This window comes from Faecalibacterium sp. An77, assembly GCF_002161315.1.
Classification (GTDB): domain Bacteria; phylum Bacillota; class Clostridia; order Oscillospirales; family Ruminococcaceae; genus Faecalibacterium.
Map to the genome: position 1 here is coordinate 36,543 of NZ_NFHK01000015.1, position 23,159 is coordinate 59,701.

The following is a 23,159-nucleotide window of genomic DNA, read 5'->3' on the forward strand; positions in this document are numbered from 1 at the left end:
CCGTCTCACACGGCCGCCTGCTGAATCCGCTCCACGTAGGCGTACACCTCGGGGGAATCCGCCTGCAGGTCGGTGTAAATGGACTGGCACGCCTCCTGGAAGGCGGGGATATCCACGTCATAAATCAGCTCGACGCCCTTTTCCTCGGCGGCGGCCAGGACTTCGTCCTCAAAGGCTGCCCAGGACGCCTTATAATCCTCGGTCATGGACCGGGCGCAGGCGGTCACAATCTCCCGCTGGTGGTCCGAGAAGGCGTTCCAGGTCTCGGTGGACATGAGCAGGATATCGGGGATGCGGGTGTGCTCGTCGAAGCAGTAATACTGGGTGACGTCGGCGTGGTCACGCAGGGCGGTGACGTTGTTCTCGGCGCCGTCGATGACGCCCTGCTGCATGGCGGTGTAAATCTCGGAATAGCTGGTGACGGTGGCCGAGCCGCCCAGGGCGGTCATCATGTTAATGGCCATCTGGGAGTCCATGGTACGGATCATCAGACCCTTCAGGTCCGCGGGGGTGCGGATGGCCTTGTTGGCGGTGTAGAAGGAGCGGGCGCCCGAATCCATCCAGGTCAGTCCCATAAAACCCTTGCTCTCGGTGAGCTTGTACAGGTCCTGGGCGATTTCGCCGTCCATGACGCTGTAGTAGTGGGCCTGGTCGTTGAAGACATAGGGCACCGACAGGACATTCCACTCCTGCTGGAAGTTGCCCAGGGTGGACGCCGAGACCTTGGCCATATCCAGCGCACCGGCGCGGATCTGGGTGATGTTGTCCACCTCGCTGCCCAGGGTGGCGTTGGGGAAGATCTCGATGTTGATGGTGCCGCCGGTCTGCTCGCGGACCGCATCGGCAAAGGCACTCAGGGCGATGTGGACCGCATGGTCCTCGGCCAGACCGTGGGACAGGGTCAGGTCAAAAGTTTTCTCGTCGCCGTTGGCCTGGGCTGCCTGCTTGCCGCCGCAGCCAGCCAGGGCGCCTGCCGCAGCCACAGCGCCCAGCGCTGCCAGAAAGTTACGGCGGGAAATCAGCTTTTTCATTGGGATACAGTACCTCCTTTTCACTTGCGGCCTGCCTTTTCAGGTGCCGCACTCCGAATCTTCCGTCTTTCCTTGGGTCCGCCCCCTCCTTTCCGTGGTTCGATTGTATATCCAAAGCAGCCCGGGACCGGGGCGTGCAGCCGCCGCATCCCTCACAGGGCGCAAGGTTACCGTTTGGATCTTCCGGCCTTCTTTTTGCCTCTTTGGGCGGCCGGGGCCTTCCCTGCTTTCCGGTTGTCCCAGATGCGCAGGATATCCCGCAGGCTGAAGGTCAGCAGGGAGAAAGGCGCCTCCCACTGTTTGCCGGTGCGCTCGCTCACCAACTGCATCACGTCCTCGGCGGTGCCCGGCTGGATGGTGGACCGGTCCACCATCACCACCGACTCCGGCCCGAAGAACAGGTACAGATACCGCCGGTCCTGGACGATGCGGTCCAGCTTGTCGTAGCACAGTTTTTTTCGGATGCCGCCCTCCTCCAGCTCCATGTGGCCGACGCAGAAGGTGCACACCGACGAGGGCAGCGCCCCGCCCCGGGCCTCGATGACCCCCTCGGCCCGGACAATGGCCGGAAAATCCCGGCCCACAAACAGCAGGCATCCCGCCAGCAGCAGAAGCCCCTGGACCAGCATGGGCACCGGTGCGAACAGCCCGGCTGCCGCCAGCGCCACTCCGGCCACCGCCGTCACGACCACACGGCCCATCCGGTAGGTGTTGTACTGGGTCTCAAACAGCTCCTGAATGGTGTTTTCGGTGTGGTCCATCCGGCCCTGGTACTGTACGGCCATGGGTTTTTCCTCCTTTGTCCGGCGCAGAAACGGCGCATCATTTTTTGCGTGTGCTGTTGCATCCAAGCTATGTGAGAATTGTACAATAATATTCTCCATATTTTGGATAATATGTTTAATTTTCGACTTACCGTCATAATAATAACAAATTATCGGAGGAAAATCGTCTGAATGTGTGATAAAATGTTCGCAAAATGTGACCTGTTGTGATATACTGGGTTCAGCAGCAAAACCATGCAGGAGGGACGTTCATGCGTTCGTTTGTCACCCCCTACGCCGACCAGAACATCACCCCCGAGGAGGCCAACCGCCGCCTGCCCTGGGACAAAGTGGTGGTGGGCTGGTATTCCAACCGCCGGGTTCACCAGTCGGTGACCCACTACCACCCCTATCACGAGTACATTTATATGGTCAGCGGCAAGGCCCGCTATTACGTCAGCGGCGGCCAGTACGAGCTGCACCCCGGGGAGCTGATGCTGATTCCCCCCAAGGTGGTGCATACCGGCTACTACGACACCTACGACCGGCTCATCATCCAGATCGACGACGCCTTTTGGCAGCAGACCCTGGAGACCAGCGGCCTGGGAGCGGCGGGCTGCACCATTCCCGACCGGCTTCTGATTTTCCACGAGGACGCCGGCTACAAGTGGAAGGTGCGGTCCCTCATCGAGCAGGCCGCTGCCGCCCTCACCATCCCGGACGAGGCCGAGCGGGAACAGATGTACCGGCTCCTCCTGAGCCAGCTGACCATGATCATCCGCCAGATCATCCGGGAGGACGGCCTGGGCAACCCCACCTCCACCAACGCCCTGGTGGCGTCGGTGACCAACTACATCCAACAGCATTTCCGGGACCCCGACCTGACCGTCACCCAGCTGGCCCAGTACGCCTACGTCAGCCGGGAGCACCTGTCCCGCATCTTCAAGGAATACACCATGCAGAGCATCCACGACTATCTCACCGAGCTGCGGATGCAGAGCTGCCGCCAGGACATTGCCGACGGCAAGCAGATTCTGTCCGCCTGCACCGAAAACGGCTTCAGCAACTACAGCAGTTTCCTGAAAACCTTTCGGAAGCTGTACGGCATGACCCCCGCCGACTACCGCAGCCACCTGAACGCCCTGGACACCAAGGTCTCCCCTGCCCCGTCCGCCGGCCCGGCTCCTCTCCTTTGAACAAAACAAAAAACAGCCCGCACCCTCCGGAAGTCGATCCGGTTGGGTGCGGGCTGTCTGGTTTTATGGGTTCAGGTCAGGAGCTCAGTGGATTTCGTACCACTTGATCTCGTTGGCTTCCAGGTGGAGGTCAAAGCTCTGGCCGTCGGTGGTGTAGACGGTGGTGTCCTGGGGCTCGTAGGTGTTGTTGACCACGCAGTACTTGTGGTTGGCCACGTAGGCGTGAACTTCCACGTTGTAGTTGGAGCTGAACCAGGTGTGGAGCTCCTCCTCGCTGTGGGCGCTCCACAGGATGGCGCGGTAGAGGGCGCGGCTGTTGGCAAAGCTGTAGGGCAGGCCGCTGATGTAGACGGCGCGGCCCTGGCCAAAGTCGTTGGCGGCCAGCTGGACTTCCTTGTCCCGCTGGATCAGGACCTGGGCGCCTTCCAGGGCGTAGATGCTCTTCTGGCCCTCGCCGAAGTCCATGTCGTGGTCGGGGCAGTCGGCCAGGATGAAGTGGTCGCGGTGCTCCTCCCAGTTGTACTTGTCGTAGTTGAGGGTGAAGCCGTTCTCCTTCTCCACGCCCAGGACGCCGGCCAGCTGCAGGTAGCGGCCCTGGTACAGGTGGCCGGAGGGCTCGCCCACGCCGATGAGGCCGCCGCCATTCCACACGAACTGCTTGACCGCCGAGGCCACGGCGGGGTCCTCCCACCAGCGGCCGCCGGTGTGGGCGGTGTCGGCGTCGCCCACGTTGATCAGGACGTCGATGTTGTCCAGCAGGTGGGGATCGGCCTTGATGTCGTCGAAGCTGATGAACTGGACGTCGAAGGGTGCGCCGCTCAAAGCCTCGATGACGCCGGCGTAGCTGTAGTTCTTCTTATAATAGAGGGCGTGATGGACCATATGGCAGCCCCAGGCCCGCATCTTGCCCCAGCAGTTCAGCACCGCCACCCGCTTGACGCAGTAGGGCGTGGTGCCCTTGATGTTGTCGTACAGCTCCCGGAACTCGTTGCAGACGCTCTCCACATAGTCGATGAACTCGGGGAACTCCAAAGCCAGCTTCAGATAGCCGCCGTAGCCGATGCGGTCGATGGGCTTGCGCAGGATGGCCCGCCGGGCGGTGACCCAGTTTTCCTTGGCCTCCCGCACCGGGTCGCCGCCCTCGTGGAAGGTATCGGGGAAGAAATAGGGCAGGAACCGGCCCTCGGTGTACTTGACCCCCTCGATGTCCGAGATCAGGCGCAGGGTGGAACCATTGCCCACGCTGCCCACCACGGCGTCCAGGCCGATGGTCTTGAACTCCGGCATGAAGGGCTCGGTGCCGATCCAGTGGTCGCCCAGGAACATCATGGCCTCGCAGCCGCACTCGTGGGTGATGTCCACCATCTCCTTGGCCAGCTTGGCCACTTCCCGGCGCTGGAAGGCCTGGAAGTCCCGGTATTCCTTGCTGGGAACCCGGTACTGGTTGTTGTAGTAGCCCTGGTCGATGATGTATTCGGGGCGGAACTTATAGCCCACTTCCTTCTCGAACTGCTCCAGAATGTAGGGGCTCACCGAGGCGGAGTAGCCGTACCAGTCCACGTACTTCTCCCGCTTCAGCTCGTCGAAGATGAGGGTGAACTGATGGAAGAAGGTGGTGTAGCGGATGACGTTGACGTAGGGGTGCTCCTGGATGAACTTGCGCAGCCGCTCCATGGAGTACTTGTGGGTCTTGGGCTGGCGGACGTCGAAGGTGATCTGGTGCTCAAAGTTGGTCCAGCCGTTGGTGGTGGCGTTGTACATGTGGACGGGGTCCCAGATCAGGTAGGCCAGGAAGCTGACGGTATACTCGTGGAAGGGCACGGCCTGCACCGTCACGCAGCCGTCGGCGTAGCTCCACTGGCTGGAGGGCACCGGCTGGCCGGTGGTGCGGTCCATGACTTCCCACCAGCGGGTGATGTCGTCCCGGGTGTTCACCTCCATCAGCTCGGGGCTGATCCCCTTCATCAGGGGGATGGTGACGGTGTCCCCATGGGCGGTGTAAAAGCCGGTCATGATGTAGCACTGCTGGATTTCATCGGGGTTGGCCTTGGCCCAGGCGTTGTCCTTGCGGGTGGTGTAGTAGGTGGAGTAGATCTTGGCGTCGGCGCCCCGCAGCTGCTGGGGGAAGTCGGTGCCGTCACAGTCGCGGATGGCGTCAGCGCCCCACTTTTTCAGGATTTCCAGGGTTTCGGGCACCACATCCAGGTCGGTGGGGATGGTTACGCGCCCTTTTTTCTGCGTGTCGTTCATGCGTATGCTCCTTTGTTTCCTTTTCCGTTTTCCAACATTCCCTCGGGGCAGGTCAGCGGCGGTCCCGGAAGGGACTGTTGTAGATGGCCAGCGCCGCCAGCAGCAGCGCCACGCCCACTACCATCACGCCGAGGCCCGCCAGCTGGCCGGTCATCTGCCAACCTTTCACCACCAGCACCATTGCCAGGACGAACAGCACCGCGATTAAGACGATGCGCAGGACAGGGTGTTCTTTCCAAAATTCCATGGTGTCTCCTCCTTTAGCCCTTCAGGCCGCCCACGGTCATGCCCTGGGTCAGCTGCTTCTGCACACAGATATAAAGGATGAGGGTGGGCAGCATCACCAGCACCAGGCCGGCGTACATGGTGCCGTACTGGGCCGCGCTCTGCTGGGCCTGCATCAGGTTCAGCAGGCCCACCGGCAGGGTGCGGGGGGCGCTGGTGGAGCTCATCAGGGTCATCGAGATGATGTACTCGTTCCAGAACGAGAGGAAGTTGAACAGGATGATGGTGATGATGGAGGGCTTGGCCATGGGGAAGATGATCTTGACCATGGCCGAGAAGTAGCCGGCGCCGTCGATGTAGGCGGCCTCCTCAAAGTCGTGGGGCAGGGTGGCAAAATAGCCCGACAGCAGATAGATGGTGAAGGGCAGGGCCGTGGAGGCGTACACCACCGCCAGGACCACCAGGTTGTTCAGCAGGAAACTGGTGCCCACCACGTTTTTCAGCCAGGTATCGCCGTCCCGCAGCATCAGGAAGATGGGGACCACAATGTAGTTGACGTTGATGAACAGGCCCGCCATGAACAGGGTGTTCAGCAGCTTGCTGCACCGGAACTTGAACCGGGACAGGCAGTAGGCCGCCGGCAGGGCGATCACCAGCAGCAGCACCAGGGCCAGGGCGGTGACCATCACCGAGTTGAGCATGTACTGGCCCATCTTGGCGCCGTTCCATGCGTCCACAAAGTTCTGCCAGTAGAAGCCGGCGGGCAGGGCCCAGGGGTTGCCGTAAAACTCCGAGTTCTGCTTGATGGAGGCCATAAAGACCCAGGCCACCGGCACCAGGATGGTGACGGCCAGCAGAATCAGGACAAAGTAGATGAAGAATTTGTACAGCCCCTCGGCCGAGCGGGGGGTTTTCTGTTCCTGTTTGTTTTCCATACAGTTTTTCCCTCCTTAGAATTCCAGGGGCTCACGGCTGGTAGCCTTGTTGACGCAGGCGGACAGGGCGAAGGAGAACACAAAGATCACCACACCGATGGCCATGCTGTAGCCGTACAGGCCGGCGTTTTTCTGGCTGTACATGTAGTTCAGGGCCACGTCCGACGCGCCGTTGGGGCCGCCGCTGGTCATGGCGGTGACGAACAGGAAAGCCATGTTGATGGTGGAAATGATGAAGAAGGTCAGGGTGGTGCGGATGTTGGTCCAGATCAGGGGGATGGTGATCTGGAAGAACTGGGTCAGCCGGCCGGCGCCGTCCAGGTTGGCGCTCTCATACAGGCTGGCGGGCACCGACGCCATGGACGCCATGTACATGACCATGTAGTAGCCCACCGCCTGCCAAACCATGGCGATGATGAGGGAGGGAATAACCAGTTTTTCGCCCTTCCACAGGATGGGGTTGATCATGTCCCGGAACAGGCCGATGATGCTGTTGAGCATGCCGTTCTCCGGCTTGTAGATGGCCGAGAAGATACCCGAGATAACAACCACCGACAGGATGTTGGGGATGTAGAAGACGATGCGGAAGAAGTTCTGGCCTTTGATTTTCTCCCGGGTGAGGATGGCCGCAAAGACCAGGGCAAAGGCGAAGGTGACGATGGTGACCACCACCACCAGCAGGATCATATTCTGCATCGAGCGGATGAACTGGGTATCATGGATCAGCTGCTGGAAATTTTTCAATCCGACGAAGGTCTCATTGGGAGAATAGGCCCCCCGCTCATACAGCGACATCCGGAACACGTTCAGGGTAGGCAGGATCATGAAGATAAAGAACAGGATCGTCGCCGGGGCGACGCACAGCACCAGAAAGCGGCTGCGGCGCTTATTGGACTTCATACAGGGGACCGCTCCTTTCAAATCAAAAGCGGAGGCGGCTTAACCGCCCCCGCTGGGCAGGGCTTGGGTTGGGAAAGGATGGATTACTCCACCAGGTTGGCCCGCATCTGATCGCTGGCCGACTTGATGCCGTCGATCCACTCCTGCTCGGTGATGCTGCCCGAGACCAGGGAGTTGACGGGATCGAAGAAGACGGTGCGGATCTCGATGCCGGGGATGGCGGTGAAGGCGGCGAAGTTGCCCATGGCAGCCTTGGCGCCGTTGTCGTAGATGGAGTAGAACAGCTTGTTGTCGCCCTCCAGGCTATCGGCGATGCCCAGGACAGGCTGGATGGCGTTGGACTCAGCGAACAGCTCGCAGGCCACGTCGCTGTACAGGAAAGCCAGGAACTGCTTGGCGGCGTCGATGTGTTCTGCGCCGGCGGGGATCCAGGCCTGCTCAAACCAGGTGTAGCTGTAGCGGTCGCCGCCCTCGGAGACTGCAGGCAGGGCGGTCATGCCCCACTCGAAGCCCTCGGCGCGGGGAGCCTCGGCCATTTCGCCCACGATCCAGGTGCCGTTGGGCATAAAGATGGCCTTGTTGTCCAGCACCAGCTGCTGGTTCTGGGTGAAGTCCTGATCGTTGGCCTGGGCGGGGGTGATGGGGTTGGTGTAGGTGGCCAGCTTGGTCACGATGTCGAAGCAGGTCTGTGCCTCGGGGGTATCCCAGATGCCCTCCTCGTAGTGGGTGGCCTTCTCGAAGAACTCGGGGCCGCCGGCTGCGTACATCAGAGCGTAGAAGAAGGCGTCAAAGTAACCGGTGGTGGGGTAAGTAAACAGATAGGTGCCTGCGGCCAGAGCGGCGTCGCCCAGCTCCCACATCTCGTCCCAGGTCTGGGGCACTTCCCAGCCGTTCTCAGCCAGGAAAGCGGCGTTGTAGAACAGGCCGCAGGGGCTGTAGAACATGGGGGCCAGATAGGTCTTGCCGTCGTTGTAGGGGTTGGTCAGGCTGGTGTCGGTGAAGCCGCCGGCGATCTTGTCGCTGACCTTCACGGTCTCGCCGGGAACGGTCATGCTCAGCACGTCGGTGATGTCGGCGATCAGGTTGCCCTTGATGAACTGCTCGGTGAGGGCTGCCTCACGGCCGGTGGCCAGATGGACCACGTCGGGGTAGTCGCCGCCCTGCATGGAGGGGCCGATGACGTCCTCCAGGTTCTTGTCGGTGGTCAGCTCCACGGCGATGCCGGTCTGCTCGGTGAAGGCGTCGGCCACCTTCTGCCACATCTCGGAACCATAAGCGGTCTCGATGGCGGCCACCTTGATGCTCTCAGCGGGGGCGGCTGCACCGGAGGAGGCAGCGCCCGAAGCGGCGGTGGAGCTGGACGAGCTGCTGCCGCAGGCGGCCAGGCCCAGGGCAGCTGCGCCAGCGCCCACAATCTTGATAAAGTTGCGACGAGAAATGCGTTTCATAAGTCAATCCTCCAACTTGGATTATCCTGTCCGTTCAAGACGGGCGGCCGCACAGGTCCGGCCAGGTGCCGCGTCTTTTTCTCTGTACCCAATATAGAAGATTTCCACTTGTTTCACAAGCGCATTCTTGTTCCGTTTTTTAGAAATCTTGCTTTCAGTAAAATACAACAGGTCAAATTGCTGTGCAATTTCCAACAACTTTGTACATATTGCTTATATAGGACTGATACCGTCAAATATTTACAAAAAAGTGACAAACCACAGAATTTTCTCTGCACAATCCGACCGAAATTGGCCCTTGCAAAATGCGGCGGGATTCTCTATAATAAAACCAAATTCCGGAGCTTCCGCCAGGACGGAAAGTGCAATCTTGCTCTTATTTTTATAAATATTGCTTCGCATTTTAGAGGTTTCGGCCAGGAGGTTTTTCATGAGCACCGACCGCTTTGACATCAGCCACGCCCCCGCCCCGCGGGAGGCATTCCGGCTGCTGTACATCAGTAAAAGCCGCTTCGGCGGCGACTGGAACAGCACGGCCCACACCCATTCCTGCACCGAGCTGTTCTACTGTCTCAGCGGCGAAGGCCAGTTTTACATCAGCGGGCAGCTGTACCCGGTCCACCCCGACGACATGGTGATCGTCAACCCCCAGGTGGAGCACACCGAGCTGAGCCTCAACGCCGCCCCTCTGGAATATGTGGTGCTGGGGATCTCGGGCATCGAGGTCCTGTTCGGCAACGCCGACGCCCCCTACGCCATCCTGAACTGCAAGGAGCACCGGGAGCGGCTGGGCACCCTGCTGCACATGCTGCTGGCCGAGGCGGACCACAGCCTGGACGGCTACGAGACGGTGTGTCAGGACCTGCTGGAAGTGCTGCTGATCTGGCTGGTACGCACCACCACCCTCTCCCTCCAGATCCAAAAGACCGTGGCCCGCTCGGACAACCGGGAGTGCGCCGAGATCAAGCGGTACATCGACGTCAACTACAAAGAAAATCTGACCCTGGACAAGCTGGCGGCCCTGGCCCATATTAACAAGTATTATCTGGCCCACACCTTCCAGAAGGAGTACGGGGTCTCCCCCATCACCTACCTGAGCCGCCGCCGGATTGAGGAGAGCAAGTACCTGCTGGGCAACACCAACCACACCCTGGCCCAGGTCAGCGAGCTGCTGGGCTTTTCGTCCCCCAGCTACTTTTCCCAGTGTTTCCGCAAGGCCGAGGGCATCAGCCCCAACGAATACCGCCGCCAGGTGCGGCAAGGTCAGCGTCCCGCGCCGCCCACACGGCGCTGAAAATAAAAACGGAGGAATTGCATTATGAAACCCATTACAGAAGCTCTGCTGCACCAGGCTGCCGCTGCTTTCGCTTTTGACTGCGCCACGGGCGACATCGAGCGGTACGGTGCGGGCCACATCAACGACACCTTTGCGGTCTGGGCCGCGGACAAAAGCAAGCGCTTTATCCTACAGCGGATCAACACCGATACCTTCACCGACCCCGCCGGGCTGATGGAGAACATCTGCGGCGTCACCAGCTACCTGAGCCGCCAGATTCTGGCCCGGGGCGGCGACCCCGCCCGGGAAACCCTGAACGTCATCCCCACCCGGGACGGCAAGCCCTACTACACCGACTCCGAAGGGGGCGCATGGCGGGCTTACATCTTTGTGGAGGGGACGGTCTGTTTACAGAAAGTAGAAAACGAGCAGGATTTTTACACTGTGGCCGAGACCTTCGGCGGATTCCAGAACCAGCTGGCCGGCTACCCCGCCGCCACCCTGCACGAGACCATCGCCCGGTTCCACGACACTCCCAACCGCTACGCCAACTTTGAGAAGGCCCTGGCCGCCGACGTCATGGGCCGCGCCAAGGACGTGGCCGCCGAGATCGCCTTTGTCCGGGCCCACGAGGCCGACTGCCATGTGCTGGTGGACCAGCTGGCCGCTGGCGTGCTGCCCCTGCGGGTCACCCACAACGACACCAAGCTGAACAACGTCCTGATCGACGAGGCCACCGGCAAGGGCATCTGTGTCATCGACCTGGATACCGTCATGCCCGGCCTGTCGGCCTATGACTTCGGCGACTCCATCCGGTTCGGCGCCAACGACTGCGCCGAGGACGAGCCCGACCAGAGCAAGGTCCACTTCAGCCTCCACCTGTACGAGGTGTTTACCAAGGGCTATCTGTCGGCCGCCGGCAGCGCCATGACCGAGGCCGAGCGCAAGAGCCTGCCCTGGGGCGCCAAGCTGATGACCCTGGAGTGCGGCATCCGGTTCCTGACCGACTATCTGGAGGGAGACCACTACTTCAAGATCAGCCGTCCCGACCAGAACCTGGACCGCGCCCGGACCCAGTTCACCCTGGTACAGGGCATGGAGAAGGAATTCGACGCCATGACCCGGATTGCCCTCCATGTCTGAGCCGTTCCTATATATAAATAGAAGGGACCCGCCGTCCCCTGCTGAAAACGCCCCCTGCCCGGGGTTTGTCCACCGGTGCAGGAGGCGTTTTTTGTGTGTTGTGCGATTTTCTCAGCGGGCGGCGAGGGCCTGGTAGCCCTCCAGGTACCGCAGGCCAAAGGTCCGCAGGGAAGGCGTATCAAAATGGAGGCCGTCCCCCCGGCAGGTGAGGCCCTGGGCCGAAATCACCCGGCAGCCGGGAATCCGGGCCGCCAGGTCGGGCAGACGGCGGTTGAACTCCCGCAGCAGCGGAGCGGGGGTGCCGGTGAAGCCGTGTTCGGGGTAGCCCAGCTCCCCCACCAGGATGGGCAGGTCCCCCAGCTGGGCCCGGACCCCCTCCATGGTGCGGAGGAACTGTTCAGGATAGGCTTCCAGCTGTTCGGGGGCCAGACAGTCGCTCTCCCCCTGGTGCCACAGGATGGCCCCCAGCCGGGAGGTGCGCATGGCCAGCCGGGCCTGGAACACCGCATGGTCAAAGAGGATCTCCCCCGGCTGCCACTGGGCGATGGTGGTGCCCCCGTCGGCGCAGGGGATCAGCCCCACCTTCCGCCCTTCTTTGGGGAAGGCCGCCGCAAAGCTGGCTGCCAGACAGGCCCCGCTGCGGGGACTGGACCCTTCCAGCACCCCGCGGTCCACGTTCACCGGCTCGCTCATGGCCTGCCAGCGCCCCATCCGCAGCATCAGACAGTCGGGCGCGGTGACGGCGTTCTCCGCCGTCAGGTCTCCCCGGCCCGCCATGTTGGACTGGCCCGCCAGCAGGAAGGAGACAATTTCCCCTTCTGCCCCATGGAGGCCGTCATCAATCCATAATCCCATCAAAACGCCCCTTTTCTCCCTTGGTTTTTCTCTATCATACCAGAAAACCGCCGCTTTTGCCAGAGAAAACCGCCCCGCCGGGTTGCACCGGCGACCAGCACCTGGCCGCCGCCCTCTACGCCATCAGCACCCCGTTGTCCAAACTGCTGCTCCAGGACGTGGCCCCCATCATGATGGCGGGGGCCTACTTCGCCTCCACCGACGCATAATCCCCCCGGCCTGTACATATTCTCCCCGGGTCCCTCATACCTTTTAGAAAGGTGAACGGAGGGATCGGTATGAAAGGTGACCCGGAACAGCGGGCCGTTTTGCTGGGAGAATACATTGTGCAGCACAGCGCCACCGTGCGGGCGGCCGCGGCCGCCTTTGGCTTCAGCAAATCCACGGTCCACAAGGACGTGGCGTTCCGCCTGCGGGAGGTCAGCCCCGGCCTTTTTGAACAGGTCAAGGCCATCCTGGCCCGCAACAAGGCCGAGCGCCATCTGCGGGGCGGGGCCGCCACGCGGGAAAAATACAGCCGCCTGCACCACGCCGGGCAGGCCGGACACTGAAAAGCTGCCGCACGGGTTTCGGGCCCATGCGGCAGCTTCTGCTTTCGGATTCCGTTCAGGAGGATTCCCCCATCTTGCGGAACTGCTGCAGCGCGCTTTTTTCCAGCCGGCTCACCTGGGCCTGACTGATACCGATTTCTTTGGCCACCTCCATCTGGGTTTTGCCAAGAAAGTAGCGCAGCTCCATGATTTTGCGTTCCCGGTCGGACAAACCCTGCACCGTCTGGCGAAACTCCAGCCCGCTGATCCAGCTGTCCTCTCCGTCGGTGTCCCGCACCTGGTCCATCATATACATGGCGTCGCCGCCGTCGCTGTACACCGGCTCCTCCAGGCTCACCGGCTCCACCACCGACTCCAGCGCCGCCGTCACCTCCCGCCGGGACAGGCCCACCGTGTCGCAGATTTCCTTCATGGTGGGTTCCCGGCCCAGCTGTTTTTCCAGCTGTTCCCGGGCCTGCATGGCCCGGTAGGCGGTATCCCGCAGGGAGCGGCTCACCCGCAGGGCGTTGTTGTCCCGCAGAAACCGCCGGATCTCTCCCACAATCATGGGCACCCCATAGGTCGAAAACCGGACATCCAGCCCGGGGTCGAAATGGTCGATGGCCTTGATGAGGCCGATACACCCCACCTGAAACAAATCGTCCAGGTTTTCGCTCCGCTGGGAAAACTTCTGTACCACGCTCAGCACCAGCCGCAGATTCCCCTCGATCATCCGGCGTCGGGCGGCCTGATCGCCGGCCCGGGCCGCGGTGAGGAGGATACGTTTTTCCGCCTCGGTCAAAACGGGCAGCTCGGCGGTATTGACGCCGCACAGCTCCACCTTGTTGTACATCCTGTGCCTCCCGGTCTTTGTGTTACCGGAAGTATGGCCGCCCTGCCTGCGGCTCATGCAGGGGGCGGCCTGTCAAATCATTCCACGTTTTTTCACAGGATATGCCATAAAGGTTGGAAAACCGCGCCTCCTTACTCCTGTTCGAGCTGACGGCGCAGGTCCCGGATGATCCGCTTTTCCAGCCGGGAAATATAGCTCTGGCTGATGCCGATGGCGTCGGCGGCCTCCTTCTGGGTTCGCTCCACCCCGTCCACCAGCCCGAACCGCAGCTCCATAATCTGCCGTTCCCGGGCGCTGAGGCGCTCCACCGACCGGCGCAACACCGCCCGCTCGGCGTCCTGTTCCAGCCGCTGGCCCACCTGGTTCTCGTCGGTGCCCAGCACGTCGGACAGCAAAAGCTCGTTGCCGTCGCTGTCCACGTTGAGGGGCTCGTCGATGCTGGCCTCCTGGCGGCGGTTGGAGGTTTTGCGCAGGTACATCAGAATCTCGTTGCCGATGCACCGGCTGGCGTAGGTAGCCAGCTTGATGTTCCGCTCCATGGTAAAGGTATTCACCGCCTTGATGAGGCCGATGGTCCCGATGGACACCAGATCCTCCGACGGCACCCCACTGGATTCAAACTTTTTGGACAGGTACACCACCAGCCGCAGATTGTGGGTGATGAGTTCATCCCGGGCGGCCGCGTCGCCGGCGGCCATCCGGCCCAGCAGCTCCTTTTCCTCCTCGGGGGTCAGGGGCGGCGGCAGGCTGGGCCCGCCCGTCAGATAGTGGACCGCGCCCCAGGCTCCCGCCCGGGCCCACAGCCTCTGCCACGCTTTGAGAATCCATTTCAGCATTCCGATGTCCCCCTTATTCTCAGGATAATCCCATCCGGCCCGCCAGGTCCGACCCCAGCAGGAGGGTCCAGCCCTCCTCGGCGCCCCCCGGGCAGAAAGCCGCCAGCAGCCCCGTCTGGCTCCAGGTGCGGCCCCCGGCCTGACGGATCAGGGCCGCAGCGGGCAGGGCGGGCAGAAGGGTCCGCCCCGCGATGGTGCCGCAGACCAGGTACCGCATTCCCAGGGCCGGGTCGGGCGGCTCCCCCGTCCCGGCAAAGACGGCGTCCAGGCAGGCCCGGTGGGCCTCGGGAAGGGCCGTGCGGACGGCATCGTACCGCACCAGCACCACCGGCCGGCCCGCCACCGGGTCGGCCAGGGTGAAGCCGCTGTCGTAGAAGGCGGTCACCTTCACCCGGGCGTTCCCCAGCTCCAGCACGGCGGGCACCGCCGCCTGGCCCGGCCGGCCCAGAAAGCTCAGCAGAGCCCGCACCGCCAGGTACACCGCCGCCGTCCCGGCCAGAAGCCGCCCCGGCGTGATGTCCATATAGGCGGTGAGGTTGGCGGTGTGGGCCTGGGGCGCCAGCGCCGCCGCCCCGGTGAGCAGCAGGTTCAAAGCCAGAAACCACCCGCCCAGCCGCAGGAATACCCGCGCCCCGGGACAGCCGTAGGCCAGCGCCACCGCCCCCGCGCCGGTCCCTATCTTATAGAGAAGGGCCGGCCCAAATCCCATGGGCGGCGCCAGCAGCACCAGGCAGCTGACCGCCCCCAGGGCCGCCCCCGCCACCAGCCGCGGCCCGCTGCAGCGGACCCCCGCCAGCAGCCCCGCCGCCAGCAGAAAGGCCGCCGCTGCGGCAAAATTGGTCAAGAGCAATTCGTCTATGTACAAAACTTTCACGGTGCATCGCCCCTGACATCCAGCATACCGCTCCCCGGCCGGGAAAAGCGGCGAACCAGAAAAACGGCTCCTTTTCGCCCGGCCGGCCCCCTTCCCGCAGGGCAAATCATCTTTTTCACAAAACCCCTTGCAAAATCCTTTCGGTTGCGCTATAATATCGCTTGCAAACTTTGATATGCCTCTTTAGCTCAGTCGGTTAGAGCACCTGACTGTTAATCAGGGTGTCGCCTGTTCGAGTCAGGCAAGAGGCGCTTCGGGCACAGATCACAGGATCTGTGCCATTTTTTGTATATTCCGTACAATTCAACGCCCGATTTTTGGCGTAAACAACACTGTTTTTTTCCTTGAATTTAACATTGGCCCCTTGAAGAAGCTGTCGCATTGTGGTAAACTACACATGAGCTTTAAGAGCCGGCAGGCGCCTTAAAGCCGCAGCACCTTGATCAAAGGGTAGGCGCTCCCTTCTTTTGATAGCAGCTGACCTCTGCTTTGTCCTGTTTCTCCGCAGGGCAGGGCAAAGCAGAGGACTGCGTGCTGCTATAGGGGTTTTCTCCTTTTGTTTCATGCCGGGCGGGCCTGAAAAGCCGTGTTTTGACCTACATTCGTACAGGATGGAGCAATTTTCCTCTTGTGAATTCGGGCAGAATATGATAGAATGTGTCCATAGTCCCGTGTGAACAAAATAAAAATACATTGTAAAGAGACCATGGCGTTCGCCGGGCGAATCTCTTGTAAAGGAACCATCTATGCGCTATACTTATGTGCGGCAGCACGACACCACAGACTGCGCGGCTGCCTGCCTCGCAATGGTGTGCCTCCATTACAAAAAGGAAATCACGATCACGCGGCTGCGTGACATGATGGGCACAGACCTGAAGGGCACCAACCTCGTAGGCTTGCAGAAAGCTGCCAACGAACTGGGGTTCACCTCAGCTGCCGTTCGGGTTGATCGCGAGAACTTCTTAAGTGATTTTTCTCTTCCCTGCATTGCGCAGGAGATTACCGACCAGGGCTTGACCCACTTTGTGGTCGTATTCAAAAAGACAACCATCCCTGACGAGGGTGCACGCCGCAAGCATATGCTGGATGTGAACTCCGCCAAGGAGGAAGCCGAAAAGACCGGCAAAAAGTACAAGGACAAAGAATACGTTGTCGTGGGTGATCCGGCCACCGAGCTGAAAAAGATGACCCTCGACGAGTTCTACAAGAACTTTACCGGCGTTCTTCTGCTGCTCAACCCCACCGCTGATTTCCAGCCGGGCAAGGTTGAACAGGGCAGCATCTTCAAGCGGTATGTGAATCTTCTCTGGCCGCAGAAGAAGCTGTTCGCCTACGCGATTCTCAGTTCGGTTCTGTTGACCATCCTGGGTATTGCCTCTTCCCTCTTCAACAAGATCCTGATGGACGAGGTGCTCCCCTACGGGCTGCAAAACCTGCTGCTGACACTGGTTCTGGTGTTCAGCGTCGTCAACATAACCTCTGCACTTGTCACCTTCGTGCGGCAGTGGATTCTGGTCCATCTGTCCATTAAAATTGATATCCCGATGATGCTGGGCTACTTTGGGCACATCTACAAGCTGCCCATGAAGTTCTTTGCCACACGCAAGACCGGTGATATCACCACCCGTTACTCCGACGCAAACACCATCAAATCCATCTTCACCAGCGTTGCGCTGAGTTTGGTTATGGATATTTCGATGGCTGTCATCACCGGCGTCATCTTGTTCAAGATGAACGCCACCCTCTTCTCCATCGCTTTGTTCATGACGCTGGTCAGCATCCTGCTGGTGCTGGTGTATAAGCGTCCCTACAAAAAGATCAACGAAGAGACGATGCAGCAGGCGTCCATCCTGAACAGCCAGATGATCGAGGGCCTGCGCGGCATCGAGACCATCAAGTGCAACGCAGGTGAGGACAACGAGCTGGAGCGGCTGGAACGGGAATATATCAAGAGCCTGAAAATCAGCATCCGGTCCAGCAAACTCTCCACCACCCAGACGCTGATTACCACTTTGATCTCCACGGGCTTCAGCATGCTGACCACCTACGTCGGCATCTCGCAGGTCCTGCAGGGAGATATGACCCTGGGTTCGTTTATGGCGTTCAGTACCCTGTCCAGCTATTTTACCAGCCCGGTCAGCAACCTTGTCAATCTTCAGCTCCAGATCCAGGAAGCCTCCATCTCCATGAAGCGTCTGACTGAGATCATGGACTATGAGACCGAGCAGTCCGACGAGCAGGAACACACCGACCTCGAACGGATGGAGGGCGATATCGAATTCCGCGATGTGACCTTCCGCTACGGCAACCGCACCCCCGCACTGGATCATGTGTCCTTCACCATTCCCGCAGGGAAGAAGGTGGCGCTGGTCGGTTCGTCGGGCAGCGGCAAATCCACCATCACCAAGATGCTGCTCAAGTATTATGAGCCGGAATCGGGTGAGATCCGGGTGAATGGCGTGAACCTGGACGAGTACACCAATGACTCGGTCCGCCGCGCTATCTCCTATGTCCCGCAGAACATTGAGCTTTTCAGCAAGACCATTCTTGACAATATCCGCATTTCGCGCCCTGACGCGACGGTGGATGAGGTCAAGGAGGCGGCCAAGAAGGCGGATGCACATGACTTTATCCGCAAACTGCCGCTGCAGTATTACACCTACCTGGAAGAAGCCGGCAACGGCCTGTCGGGCGGTGAAAAGCAGCGCATTGCGTTGGCCCGTGCGTTCCTGAAGAACTCAAACCTCTATATTTTGGACGAATCCACGAGCAACCTCGACTTTGCAACAGAAAATGCCATTTTTGACATGATCTACAACCAGCTGGCCGATCGCTCGATGCTGATTGTCGCCCACCGCCTTTCCACTGTGCGCGGCTGTGACGAGATTATCGTCATGGACGAAGGCCACATTGCAGAGCGCGGTACCCACGATGAGCTGATGGCAAAGCAGGGCAAGTATTACGCTCTGTGGAACCTGCAGCAGGGTATCTTCCGCAAGCGCGAAGAGCCCAAGCCGGTTGTTGAGACAGTCTCCGCCTCGGATGATGAGGATGATGACGACTCGATAACCTATTGACGGTGCAACCAGGTGCGCACCTGGTTACATAAATGGTTTCCGGACGGTTGCGCAACCGACCGGCAATCGACACATTTTTTCGTTTCAATCATTTGAAGGGAGTAATTCATTATGATGATGCCTGCAAACTACTCTGTTATCGCAGAGAACGAAATGACCTACGTTAACGGCGGCGCTCTGATCGACTGCTTCGCCCCCATCATGAACGAGGGCAACTGGAAGACCTTCAACACCAACCTGATCAAGATCGTTGGCAACAGCTTCATGACCAAGGTTGTTGACGCTACTCTGGGCGTTATGTTCGGCGGCAACTGGGGCAATGACACCCTGTTTGGCAAGGACGGCAGCATCTCTGGCTACTACACCAGCGACGCTTCTGTTCTGAACAAGATCATGGGCACCCTGGGCGGCCTGGCTGTTGTTTACACCCTGGGCACCGGCGATGCTAAGACCAAGCACACCGACAGCGTTGTGACCTTCGCTCTGTAATTAAGTCAGATTTCATTCCAACTTAAGAAAGGTGGTTCATCATGACCTTTCCTGCAAATTACGCAGTAATGGCAGAGGATGAGCTGACTTATGTCACTGGCGGCGGCGTGATCGCTAACGTTCTGCCCGCTGTCATGACCAGCGAAAACTGGCGCACCTTCAGCATCAACGTCATCAAGATTGTTGGCAACAGCTTCATGAGCAACTTTGTGAGCACCGTTCTGGGCACCGCTTTCGGTACCAACTATGCTTTCGGTGCTATCTCTGATAGCATCGGCTCCAAGCTGTCCGGCATGAATTTCCTGAACGGCGCTATGCAGGTTGTGGGCGGTCTCGCTACCATCTACACCCTGGGTATTGGCGATGCTAAGGTGAAGCAGTCTGGTGTCATCGGTGTTGATGGCGAGAAGGTTGCCTAAGCTGGTGTTTCAGCTCTAATCTCGATTGCAAGTGTATTTTAGTCTGACCCCGCCCCACGGGGTTGGGGCAGATCAAAATGCCTCGTTATGGTGTGCCAGGAGGCAAGTCCCTCCTGGCGCACCTTATTTTTTTGCAACCCAAATTTTCCCTGAAACTTGTCTGTTCCATCCCAGTGGATGCGACAGGCAAAAGCGGACTGTGAGCGATTTAAGCAAACCAAGGTCACAGCCGGCTTTTGCCTGCTGCGCCCCGCATGGCCCCTGCCCCGCCCCCTTTGCGGCGGACGGGCGCGGCCTGTGCGGCCAGAGGGACGAAGTGCAGGGGCAATACACTACAATAAAACAGGTGAATCATTATGCATGAAATTCAAGTAAGTGAAAGCAAAACCCTCAAGCTCACCAACGTGCTCAGCCGCCGCATCATGCCCGAGGAGTTTGCCAACATCAATCTGATTGTGACCCAGATGGAGAACTTCGTCCGCAGCCACAACGCCCAGCCCATCGGACCGCTGGTGCAGCACATTCTGGTCACCAAAGGCCCCAATCCGGAGCCCCAGATGTATCTGCTGCGCCAGGCCAACCAGATGATTCCCCGCCTGGACCCCCAGTACCACATGGACGCCGTCCTGCGGGTGAAAGATTGCCTGTACGCCCGCTTTATGGGTCCCATGAACCGCAACGACCTGGCCGCCCAGAAGCTGAACATCTATGCTTTTGAGCATGACATCAAGCTCTCGGGCAGCGTGTACAGCATTTTTGTCAATCAGGACGACGATGAAGGCGTTGTCGACGTCTTTATGGAAAAGGAATAACCCTATGACCAACATTCGTGTCACCAATCTGTACGATCTGCAGGACCGCCGGATTATGATGGAGAAGAAGCTGCCCCCCTACGGGTACGCTCTGATCCTGATTGTGGCGGCGCTGATGATCGGCCTTGTGGCCTGGAGTACCGTGACCCCCCGCATCTATATCGCCCAGCTGTCGGGCACCGTCCAGTCGGCCAACAAGACCTATATTATGTCCTCCTATTCAGGCCAGATCACCGAGCTGAATATCTCGGAGGGCAGCTACGTGGAGCAGGGCGACCTGATTGCCCACGTCAAGAGCACCGACCTGGATATCCAGCAGAGTCAGCTGGAAAACCAGATGGCCATCTACCAGACCCAGCTGGCCCAGTACAACAAGCTGATTCAGTCCATCCAGGACAACACCAACTATTTCAGCGAGAGCGACCCGGCCGACCAGACCTACTACTATCAGTACGAGAACTACCAGAGCCAGGTTGCCCAGCACACCTTTGACTCGTCGGCCTACCGCGCCGCCGGCTACACCGAGGCGCAGATCCAGTCCCTGATGGAGCAGAACCAGAGCGAGCTGGAGCAGATCTACTACTCGGCCCTGCAGTCTGCGGCCCAGAACGTCAGCAATGTGCAGGCCAACATCGAGAACCTGCAGTCCCAGCTGGATGCCCTGAGCACCGGCGCCAACGATTACTATATCTACGCGCCCACCTCCGGCGTCATCCACATGGATACTCCCTACAGCGTGGGCATGGTTCTGTCGGCTGGCTCGGTCCTGGCCACCGTCGCCAGCGAGAACTCGGATTATGAGATCGTGGCCTATGCCGGCCTCAGCGACCGTCCCCTGATTGAGGTGGGCGATCCCTGCACCATCGCCATCACCGGCCTGGCCCAGACCGCCTACGGCACCCTGACCGGCACCGTCACCGCCATCGACAGCGACGTGACCTCCTCCAACGGCACCTCCTTCTACAAGGTGACCGTCCGTCCCGACAGCACCTACCTGATCAGCAAGAGCGGCGACCAGGTGGACCTGTCCAACGGTATGAGCGTCACCGCCCGCGTCCAGTACGACGAGGTCACCTACTTCCAGTACGCGCTGGAGGCTCTGGGCGTCCTGGTGCGCTGATCCGGTACGATTCCATGTCATGCATTTCCGGCGAGCGGTGAAGGACCCAAACCGTCCTCCCCCTCGCCGAAAATTCCCCCTGTAGGTGGTTTTGCCCGCCGGCACCGGTCCGCGGGCAGAACGGGTCTCTCCCGGTTTGGCTGCCTAAATCTGCCCGCAACGAGGTATAACATGAAGTTTTTTGCAAAACGGCTGTCGGCCATTCTGCTGCTGACTGCCCTGACAGTCAGCGCGGCCATGCCTGCCGCCGCAGTAAGTTTGCCCTCCATCAAATGGCCGTTTCAGCGGGTGGAGGTCGAGAGCATTGAGCCCGGCGAATACGACGCCGAGATGGTGGTGGGCACCACCCAGCAGCTGAAACCCACGGTCATGCCCGAGAATGCCACCGACAAGGACGTGGTCTTTGCCTCCGAGGACATCAGCATTGTCCAGGTGGGCCAGGACGGCCTGATCGGCGCCGCATCGGTGGGCACCACCCGCGTTTCGGCCACCGCCGGCGGGGTGACCATCTACTACGACATCAACGTTGTACCCGATCCCTCCACGGTGGTTTCGGATATGGATGCGGCTATTTCCTCCGAGGAGATCGCCCTGGGCGATACCGCCACCATTTCGGTGTCGGTGAGCCCCAGCTCGGCCGCCGCCACCGCCACCGTGACCTTCACCTCCTCCAATGAGGCGGTGGCCAGCGTCAACAACTTCGGCCGTGTTACGGCTGTGGGCAAGGGCAGCGCCACCATCACCGTCACCTGCGGCGATATCGTCCGCACCATCAACGTGAAGGTCTATATCCCCACCGACGGCATCCACCTGAATACCAACTATCTGGTTCTCAAGCCCGGCGAAACCGCCCAGATCACCGGCAGCGTGACCCCTTCCACCGCGCCCCAGGGCCTGACCTTCCGCTCCAGTGACAAGAGCGTGGCCACCGTCTCCGGCAGCGGCACCGTCACGGCGGTGGGCACCGGTTCCACCTCCATCATCGTCTCCAACGGGGATTCCTCCAGCATGGTGACGGTCATTGTCAACCGGGGCGGCGCATCCAGCAGCTCCAGCAGTTCGGGCTCCGAAACCGATGAAGGGGGCGCATCCAGCGGCGAAACCGTCTCGGATGATCCCATCATTCAGCAGATCAACGACGCCCAGATTGAAGTTGTCAACCTGAACCAGGCGGATATCCCCCTCATCACCTCCGAGATGCTCAACGCGCTCCGCCGTACCGGCAAGACCATGAACATCACCGGCGAAGGCTATATCCTGACCATCAAGGGCACCGATATCCGGAACACCCAGAACACCATCAACACCGCGGTGGTGTTCACCCCCAGCACCGAGGAAAACGGTCTGGAGTTCACCCTGAACGAGGGCGGGGCCATGCCCTGCACCGTCAGCGTGACCATGACCGGTGAAAACGCCAGCTATGGCCGCCTGTACCTGTACAACACCGCCACCGACCAGTGGCAGTACCTGAACAGCTATTCCGACAGCGTGGTCACCACCGACACGGCGGGCCGTTATCTGCTGACCAACGACACATTGACGTTCGTCCACGTAAACATCTACGCAATGATCGCCGCAGGCGTGGCCCTGTTGGCCATCGTGGTGGTGTATATCGTGGTAAAGAAGAGGTATTGGTTCTGGTGATGCAGGCCATCCATATAAGAATCTTACCTTCCCCATAGCAAGCAAAGCCCCGTCTCCTGACCGGAGACGGGGCTTTGTGTTTGGTTTTGATGGAAAGGTGTGTTGTTGCCTTATTTCGGCCGGCAGGCGGCTCTGAGGCTCTGTTTCAGCCTTTGCCGTGGCTGTTCTTTGCGGCGGCCTGCCGGGCCGTCCGGGACGAGGCGGGCTTGCTCCCCCATCGGGGGAGCTGTCGCCGCAGGCGACAGAGGGGGGACTCCGCTAGACCATGCGGTACCTTCCAGCCTCCCGGATTCCGCCGGGCGTCGTGGTACGCCCTTCCCCATCGGGGAAGGTGGCCCGCAGGGCCGGATGGGGGGCTCCTCTAGGCCGTGCGGTACCTCCCCCGCCCTGCCTTTCCGGCCGCTCCGCCCATGGTACCCAGCCCCCGACCGGGGGCGGCGGCGCAGCCGCGGGGGATACCGCTGAGGGCGGGTTGGCGGGTT

At 60.4% G+C, this 23,159-nt stretch carries 22 protein-coding genes and 1 tRNA gene; 12 read left to right on the forward strand and 11 right to left on the reverse strand.

Annotated elements, in window-relative coordinates; genetic code table 11:
* Positions 1-5: 5 nt before the first annotated feature.
* Complete coding sequence (locus B5G28_RS07080) at positions 6-1,031, reverse strand: TRAP transporter substrate-binding protein (protein ID WP_087247281.1); 1,026 nt, start codon at positions 1,029-1,031, stop codon at positions 6-8.
* A 167-nt stretch (positions 1,032-1,198) separates the two neighbouring features.
* Positions 1,199-1,816, reverse strand: coding sequence for a YcxB family protein (locus B5G28_RS07085; RefSeq protein WP_087247283.1), 618 nt, complete (start codon positions 1,814-1,816; stop codon positions 1,199-1,201).
* A 251-nt stretch (positions 1,817-2,067) separates the two neighbouring features.
* Here B5G28_RS07085 and B5G28_RS07090 point away from each other — a divergent pair, with 251 nt between their 5' ends.
* Positions 2,068-2,991, forward strand: a complete 924-nt coding sequence (locus B5G28_RS07090) for a helix-turn-helix domain-containing protein (protein ID WP_087247285.1) — start codon at positions 2,068-2,070, stop codon at positions 2,989-2,991.
* Positions 2,992-3,075: 84 nt separating this feature from the next.
* Here B5G28_RS07090 and gnpA read toward each other — a convergent pair whose 3' ends face one another.
* The 5 genes from gnpA to B5G28_RS07115 form a co-directional block, all read right to left on the reverse strand.
* Complete coding sequence (gnpA, locus tag B5G28_RS07095; RefSeq protein ID WP_087247287.1) at positions 3,076-5,241, reverse strand: 1,3-beta-galactosyl-N-acetylhexosamine phosphorylase; 2,166 nt, start codon at positions 5,239-5,241, stop codon at positions 3,076-3,078.
* Between the two features lie 52 nt (positions 5,242-5,293).
* A complete protein-coding gene (locus B5G28_RS07100) occupies positions 5,294-5,488 on the reverse strand; it encodes a hypothetical protein (RefSeq protein WP_087247289.1) in 195 nt (64 codons plus the stop codon).
* A 13-nt stretch (positions 5,489-5,501) separates the two neighbouring features.
* Positions 5,502-6,401, reverse strand: coding sequence for a carbohydrate ABC transporter permease (locus tag B5G28_RS07105; RefSeq protein WP_087247291.1), 900 nt, complete (start codon positions 6,399-6,401; stop codon positions 5,502-5,504).
* A gap of 15 nt (positions 6,402-6,416) precedes the next feature.
* Positions 6,417-7,301 (reverse strand): sugar ABC transporter permease, encoded by an 885-nt coding sequence (locus B5G28_RS07110; RefSeq protein WP_087247293.1) that lies wholly within the window; start codon positions 7,299-7,301, stop codon positions 6,417-6,419.
* 83 nt (positions 7,302-7,384) lie between these two features.
* Positions 7,385-8,749: a carbohydrate ABC transporter substrate-binding protein gene (locus tag B5G28_RS07115; protein ID WP_087247295.1), complete on the reverse strand. Its 1,365-nt coding sequence runs from the start codon at positions 8,747-8,749 to the stop codon at positions 7,385-7,387.
* 430 nt (positions 8,750-9,179) lie between these two features.
* On the opposite strand from B5G28_RS07115, the gene B5G28_RS07125 reads away from it, so the two are divergent.
* Both B5G28_RS07125 and B5G28_RS07130 read left to right on the forward strand, forming a co-directional pair.
* Complete coding sequence (locus B5G28_RS07125) at positions 9,180-10,043, forward strand: AraC family transcriptional regulator (protein WP_087247299.1); 864 nt, start codon at positions 9,180-9,182, stop codon at positions 10,041-10,043.
* A gap of 24 nt (positions 10,044-10,067) precedes the next feature.
* Positions 10,068-11,168, forward strand: coding sequence for an aminoglycoside phosphotransferase family protein (locus tag B5G28_RS07130; RefSeq protein WP_087247301.1), 1,101 nt, complete (start codon positions 10,068-10,070; stop codon positions 11,166-11,168).
* A gap of 111 nt (positions 11,169-11,279) precedes the next feature.
* Here the strand turns inward: B5G28_RS07130 and B5G28_RS07135 are convergent, their stop codons facing one another.
* Positions 11,280-12,023, reverse strand: coding sequence for a sialate O-acetylesterase (locus B5G28_RS07135; protein WP_087247303.1), 744 nt, complete (start codon positions 12,021-12,023; stop codon positions 11,280-11,282).
* 56 nt (positions 12,024-12,079) lie between these two features.
* Between B5G28_RS07135 and B5G28_RS14665 the strand changes: the two genes are divergently transcribed.
* Together B5G28_RS14665 and B5G28_RS07140 are read left to right on the forward strand one after the other, a co-directional pair.
* Positions 12,080-12,232 carry a hypothetical protein gene (locus B5G28_RS14665; RefSeq protein ID WP_158099594.1) on the forward strand — a complete coding sequence of 51 codons (153 nt, stop codon included), beginning with the start codon at positions 12,080-12,082 and terminating at the stop codon, positions 12,230-12,232.
* A gap of 69 nt (positions 12,233-12,301) precedes the next feature.
* Positions 12,302-12,574 (forward strand): sporulation transcriptional regulator SpoIIID, encoded by a 273-nt coding sequence (locus B5G28_RS07140; RefSeq protein WP_087247305.1) that lies wholly within the window; start codon positions 12,302-12,304, stop codon positions 12,572-12,574.
* A gap of 55 nt (positions 12,575-12,629) precedes the next feature.
* Here the strand turns inward: B5G28_RS07140 and sigG are convergent, their stop codons facing one another.
* From sigG to B5G28_RS07155, 3 genes are all read right to left on the reverse strand, one after another.
* A complete protein-coding gene (sigG, locus tag B5G28_RS07145; protein WP_087247307.1) occupies positions 12,630-13,406 on the reverse strand; it encodes an RNA polymerase sporulation sigma factor SigG in 777 nt (258 codons plus the stop codon).
* A gap of 131 nt (positions 13,407-13,537) precedes the next feature.
* On the reverse strand, positions 13,538-14,242 hold the full coding sequence (gene sigK / locus B5G28_RS07150; RefSeq protein WP_087247309.1) for an RNA polymerase sporulation sigma factor SigK: 705 nt from the start codon (positions 14,240-14,242) through the stop codon (positions 13,538-13,540).
* Between the two features lie 19 nt (positions 14,243-14,261).
* Positions 14,262-15,116, reverse strand: a complete 855-nt coding sequence (locus B5G28_RS07155; RefSeq protein WP_087247311.1) for a sigma-E processing peptidase SpoIIGA — start codon at positions 15,114-15,116, stop codon at positions 14,262-14,264.
* A gap of 177 nt (positions 15,117-15,293) precedes the next feature.
* Between B5G28_RS07155 and B5G28_RS07160 the strand changes: the two genes are divergently transcribed.
* The 7 genes from B5G28_RS07160 (at position 15,294) to B5G28_RS07190 (ending at position 22,677) form a co-directional block, all read left to right on the forward strand.
* Positions 15,294-15,367: transfer RNA gene (locus tag B5G28_RS07160), tRNA-Asn, on the forward strand.
* A gap of 495 nt (positions 15,368-15,862) precedes the next feature.
* Positions 15,863-18,193: a peptidase domain-containing ABC transporter gene (locus tag B5G28_RS07165; RefSeq protein ID WP_087247313.1), complete on the forward strand. Its 2,331-nt coding sequence runs from the start codon at positions 15,863-15,865 to the stop codon at positions 18,191-18,193.
* Positions 18,194-18,304: 111 nt separating this feature from the next.
* Positions 18,305-18,682 (forward strand): hypothetical protein, encoded by a 378-nt coding sequence (locus B5G28_RS07170; protein WP_087247314.1) that lies wholly within the window; start codon positions 18,305-18,307, stop codon positions 18,680-18,682.
* 41 nt (positions 18,683-18,723) lie between these two features.
* Positions 18,724-19,101, forward strand: coding sequence for a hypothetical protein (locus B5G28_RS07175; RefSeq protein WP_087247316.1), 378 nt, complete (start codon positions 18,724-18,726; stop codon positions 19,099-19,101).
* A gap of 356 nt (positions 19,102-19,457) precedes the next feature.
* Positions 19,458-19,913 (forward strand): hypothetical protein, encoded by a 456-nt coding sequence (locus B5G28_RS07180; RefSeq protein ID WP_087247318.1) that lies wholly within the window; start codon positions 19,458-19,460, stop codon positions 19,911-19,913.
* A 4-nt stretch (positions 19,914-19,917) separates the two neighbouring features.
* The gene (locus B5G28_RS07185) at positions 19,918-21,033 is read left to right on the forward strand and encodes an HlyD family efflux transporter periplasmic adaptor subunit (RefSeq protein ID WP_087247320.1); all 1,116 of its coding nucleotides are present in this window, start codon (positions 19,918-19,920) and stop codon (positions 21,031-21,033) included.
* A gap of 171 nt (positions 21,034-21,204) precedes the next feature.
* Positions 21,205-22,677: an Ig-like domain-containing protein gene (locus tag B5G28_RS07190; protein ID WP_087247322.1), complete on the forward strand. Its 1,473-nt coding sequence runs from the start codon at positions 21,205-21,207 to the stop codon at positions 22,675-22,677.
* Positions 22,678-23,159 lie beyond the last annotated feature (482 nt).

What these genes read in the sequence shown, in the direction of transcription:
- B5G28_RS07080 (WP_087247281.1), bottom strand. Translation starts at nt 1,031, where the DNA reads ATGAAAAAGCTGATTTCCCGCCGTAACTTTCTGGCAGCGCTGGGCGCT.
- B5G28_RS07130 (WP_087247301.1), top strand. Translation starts at nt 10,068, where the DNA reads ATGAAACCCATTACAGAAGCTCTGCTGCACCAGGCTGCCGCTGCTTTC.
- B5G28_RS07175 (WP_087247316.1), top strand. Translation starts at nt 18,724, where the DNA reads ATGACCTTTCCTGCAAATTACGCAGTAATGGCAGAGGATGAGCTGACT.
- B5G28_RS07115 (WP_087247295.1), bottom strand. Translation starts at nt 8,749, where the DNA reads ATGAAACGCATTTCTCGTCGCAACTTTATCAAGATTGTGGGCGCTGGC.
- B5G28_RS07090 (WP_087247285.1), top strand. Translation starts at nt 2,068, where the DNA reads ATGCGTTCGTTTGTCACCCCCTACGCCGACCAGAACATCACCCCCGAG.
- B5G28_RS07185 (WP_087247320.1), top strand. Translation starts at nt 19,918, where the DNA reads ATGACCAACATTCGTGTCACCAATCTGTACGATCTGCAGGACCGCCGG.
- B5G28_RS07105 (WP_087247291.1), bottom strand. Translation starts at nt 6,401, where the DNA reads ATGGAAAACAAACAGGAACAGAAAACCCCCCGCTCGGCCGAGGGGCTG.
- B5G28_RS07140 (WP_087247305.1), top strand. Translation starts at nt 12,302, where the DNA reads ATGAAAGGTGACCCGGAACAGCGGGCCGTTTTGCTGGGAGAATACATT.
- B5G28_RS07100 (WP_087247289.1), bottom strand. Translation starts at nt 5,488, where the DNA reads ATGGAATTTTGGAAAGAACACCCTGTCCTGCGCATCGTCTTAATCGCG.
- B5G28_RS07190 (WP_087247322.1), top strand. Translation starts at nt 21,205, where the DNA reads ATGAAGTTTTTTGCAAAACGGCTGTCGGCCATTCTGCTGCTGACTGCC.
- B5G28_RS07170 (WP_087247314.1), top strand. Translation starts at nt 18,305, where the DNA reads ATGATGATGCCTGCAAACTACTCTGTTATCGCAGAGAACGAAATGACC.
- B5G28_RS07180 (WP_087247318.1), top strand. Translation starts at nt 19,458, where the DNA reads ATGCATGAAATTCAAGTAAGTGAAAGCAAAACCCTCAAGCTCACCAAC.
- sigK (WP_087247309.1), bottom strand. Translation starts at nt 14,242, where the DNA reads ATGCTGAAATGGATTCTCAAAGCGTGGCAGAGGCTGTGGGCCCGGGCG.
- sigG (WP_087247307.1), bottom strand. Translation starts at nt 13,406, where the DNA reads ATGTACAACAAGGTGGAGCTGTGCGGCGTCAATACCGCCGAGCTGCCC.
- B5G28_RS07165 (WP_087247313.1), top strand. Translation starts at nt 15,863, where the DNA reads ATGCGCTATACTTATGTGCGGCAGCACGACACCACAGACTGCGCGGCT.
- gnpA (WP_087247287.1), bottom strand. Translation starts at nt 5,241, where the DNA reads ATGAACGACACGCAGAAAAAAGGGCGCGTAACCATCCCCACCGACCTG.
- B5G28_RS07125 (WP_087247299.1), top strand. Translation starts at nt 9,180, where the DNA reads ATGAGCACCGACCGCTTTGACATCAGCCACGCCCCCGCCCCGCGGGAG.
- B5G28_RS07135 (WP_087247303.1), bottom strand. Translation starts at nt 12,023, where the DNA reads ATGGGATTATGGATTGATGACGGCCTCCATGGGGCAGAAGGGGAAATT.
- B5G28_RS07110 (WP_087247293.1), bottom strand. Translation starts at nt 7,301, where the DNA reads ATGAAGTCCAATAAGCGCCGCAGCCGCTTTCTGGTGCTGTGCGTCGCC.
- B5G28_RS07085 (WP_087247283.1), bottom strand. Translation starts at nt 1,816, where the DNA reads ATGGCCGTACAGTACCAGGGCCGGATGGACCACACCGAAAACACCATT.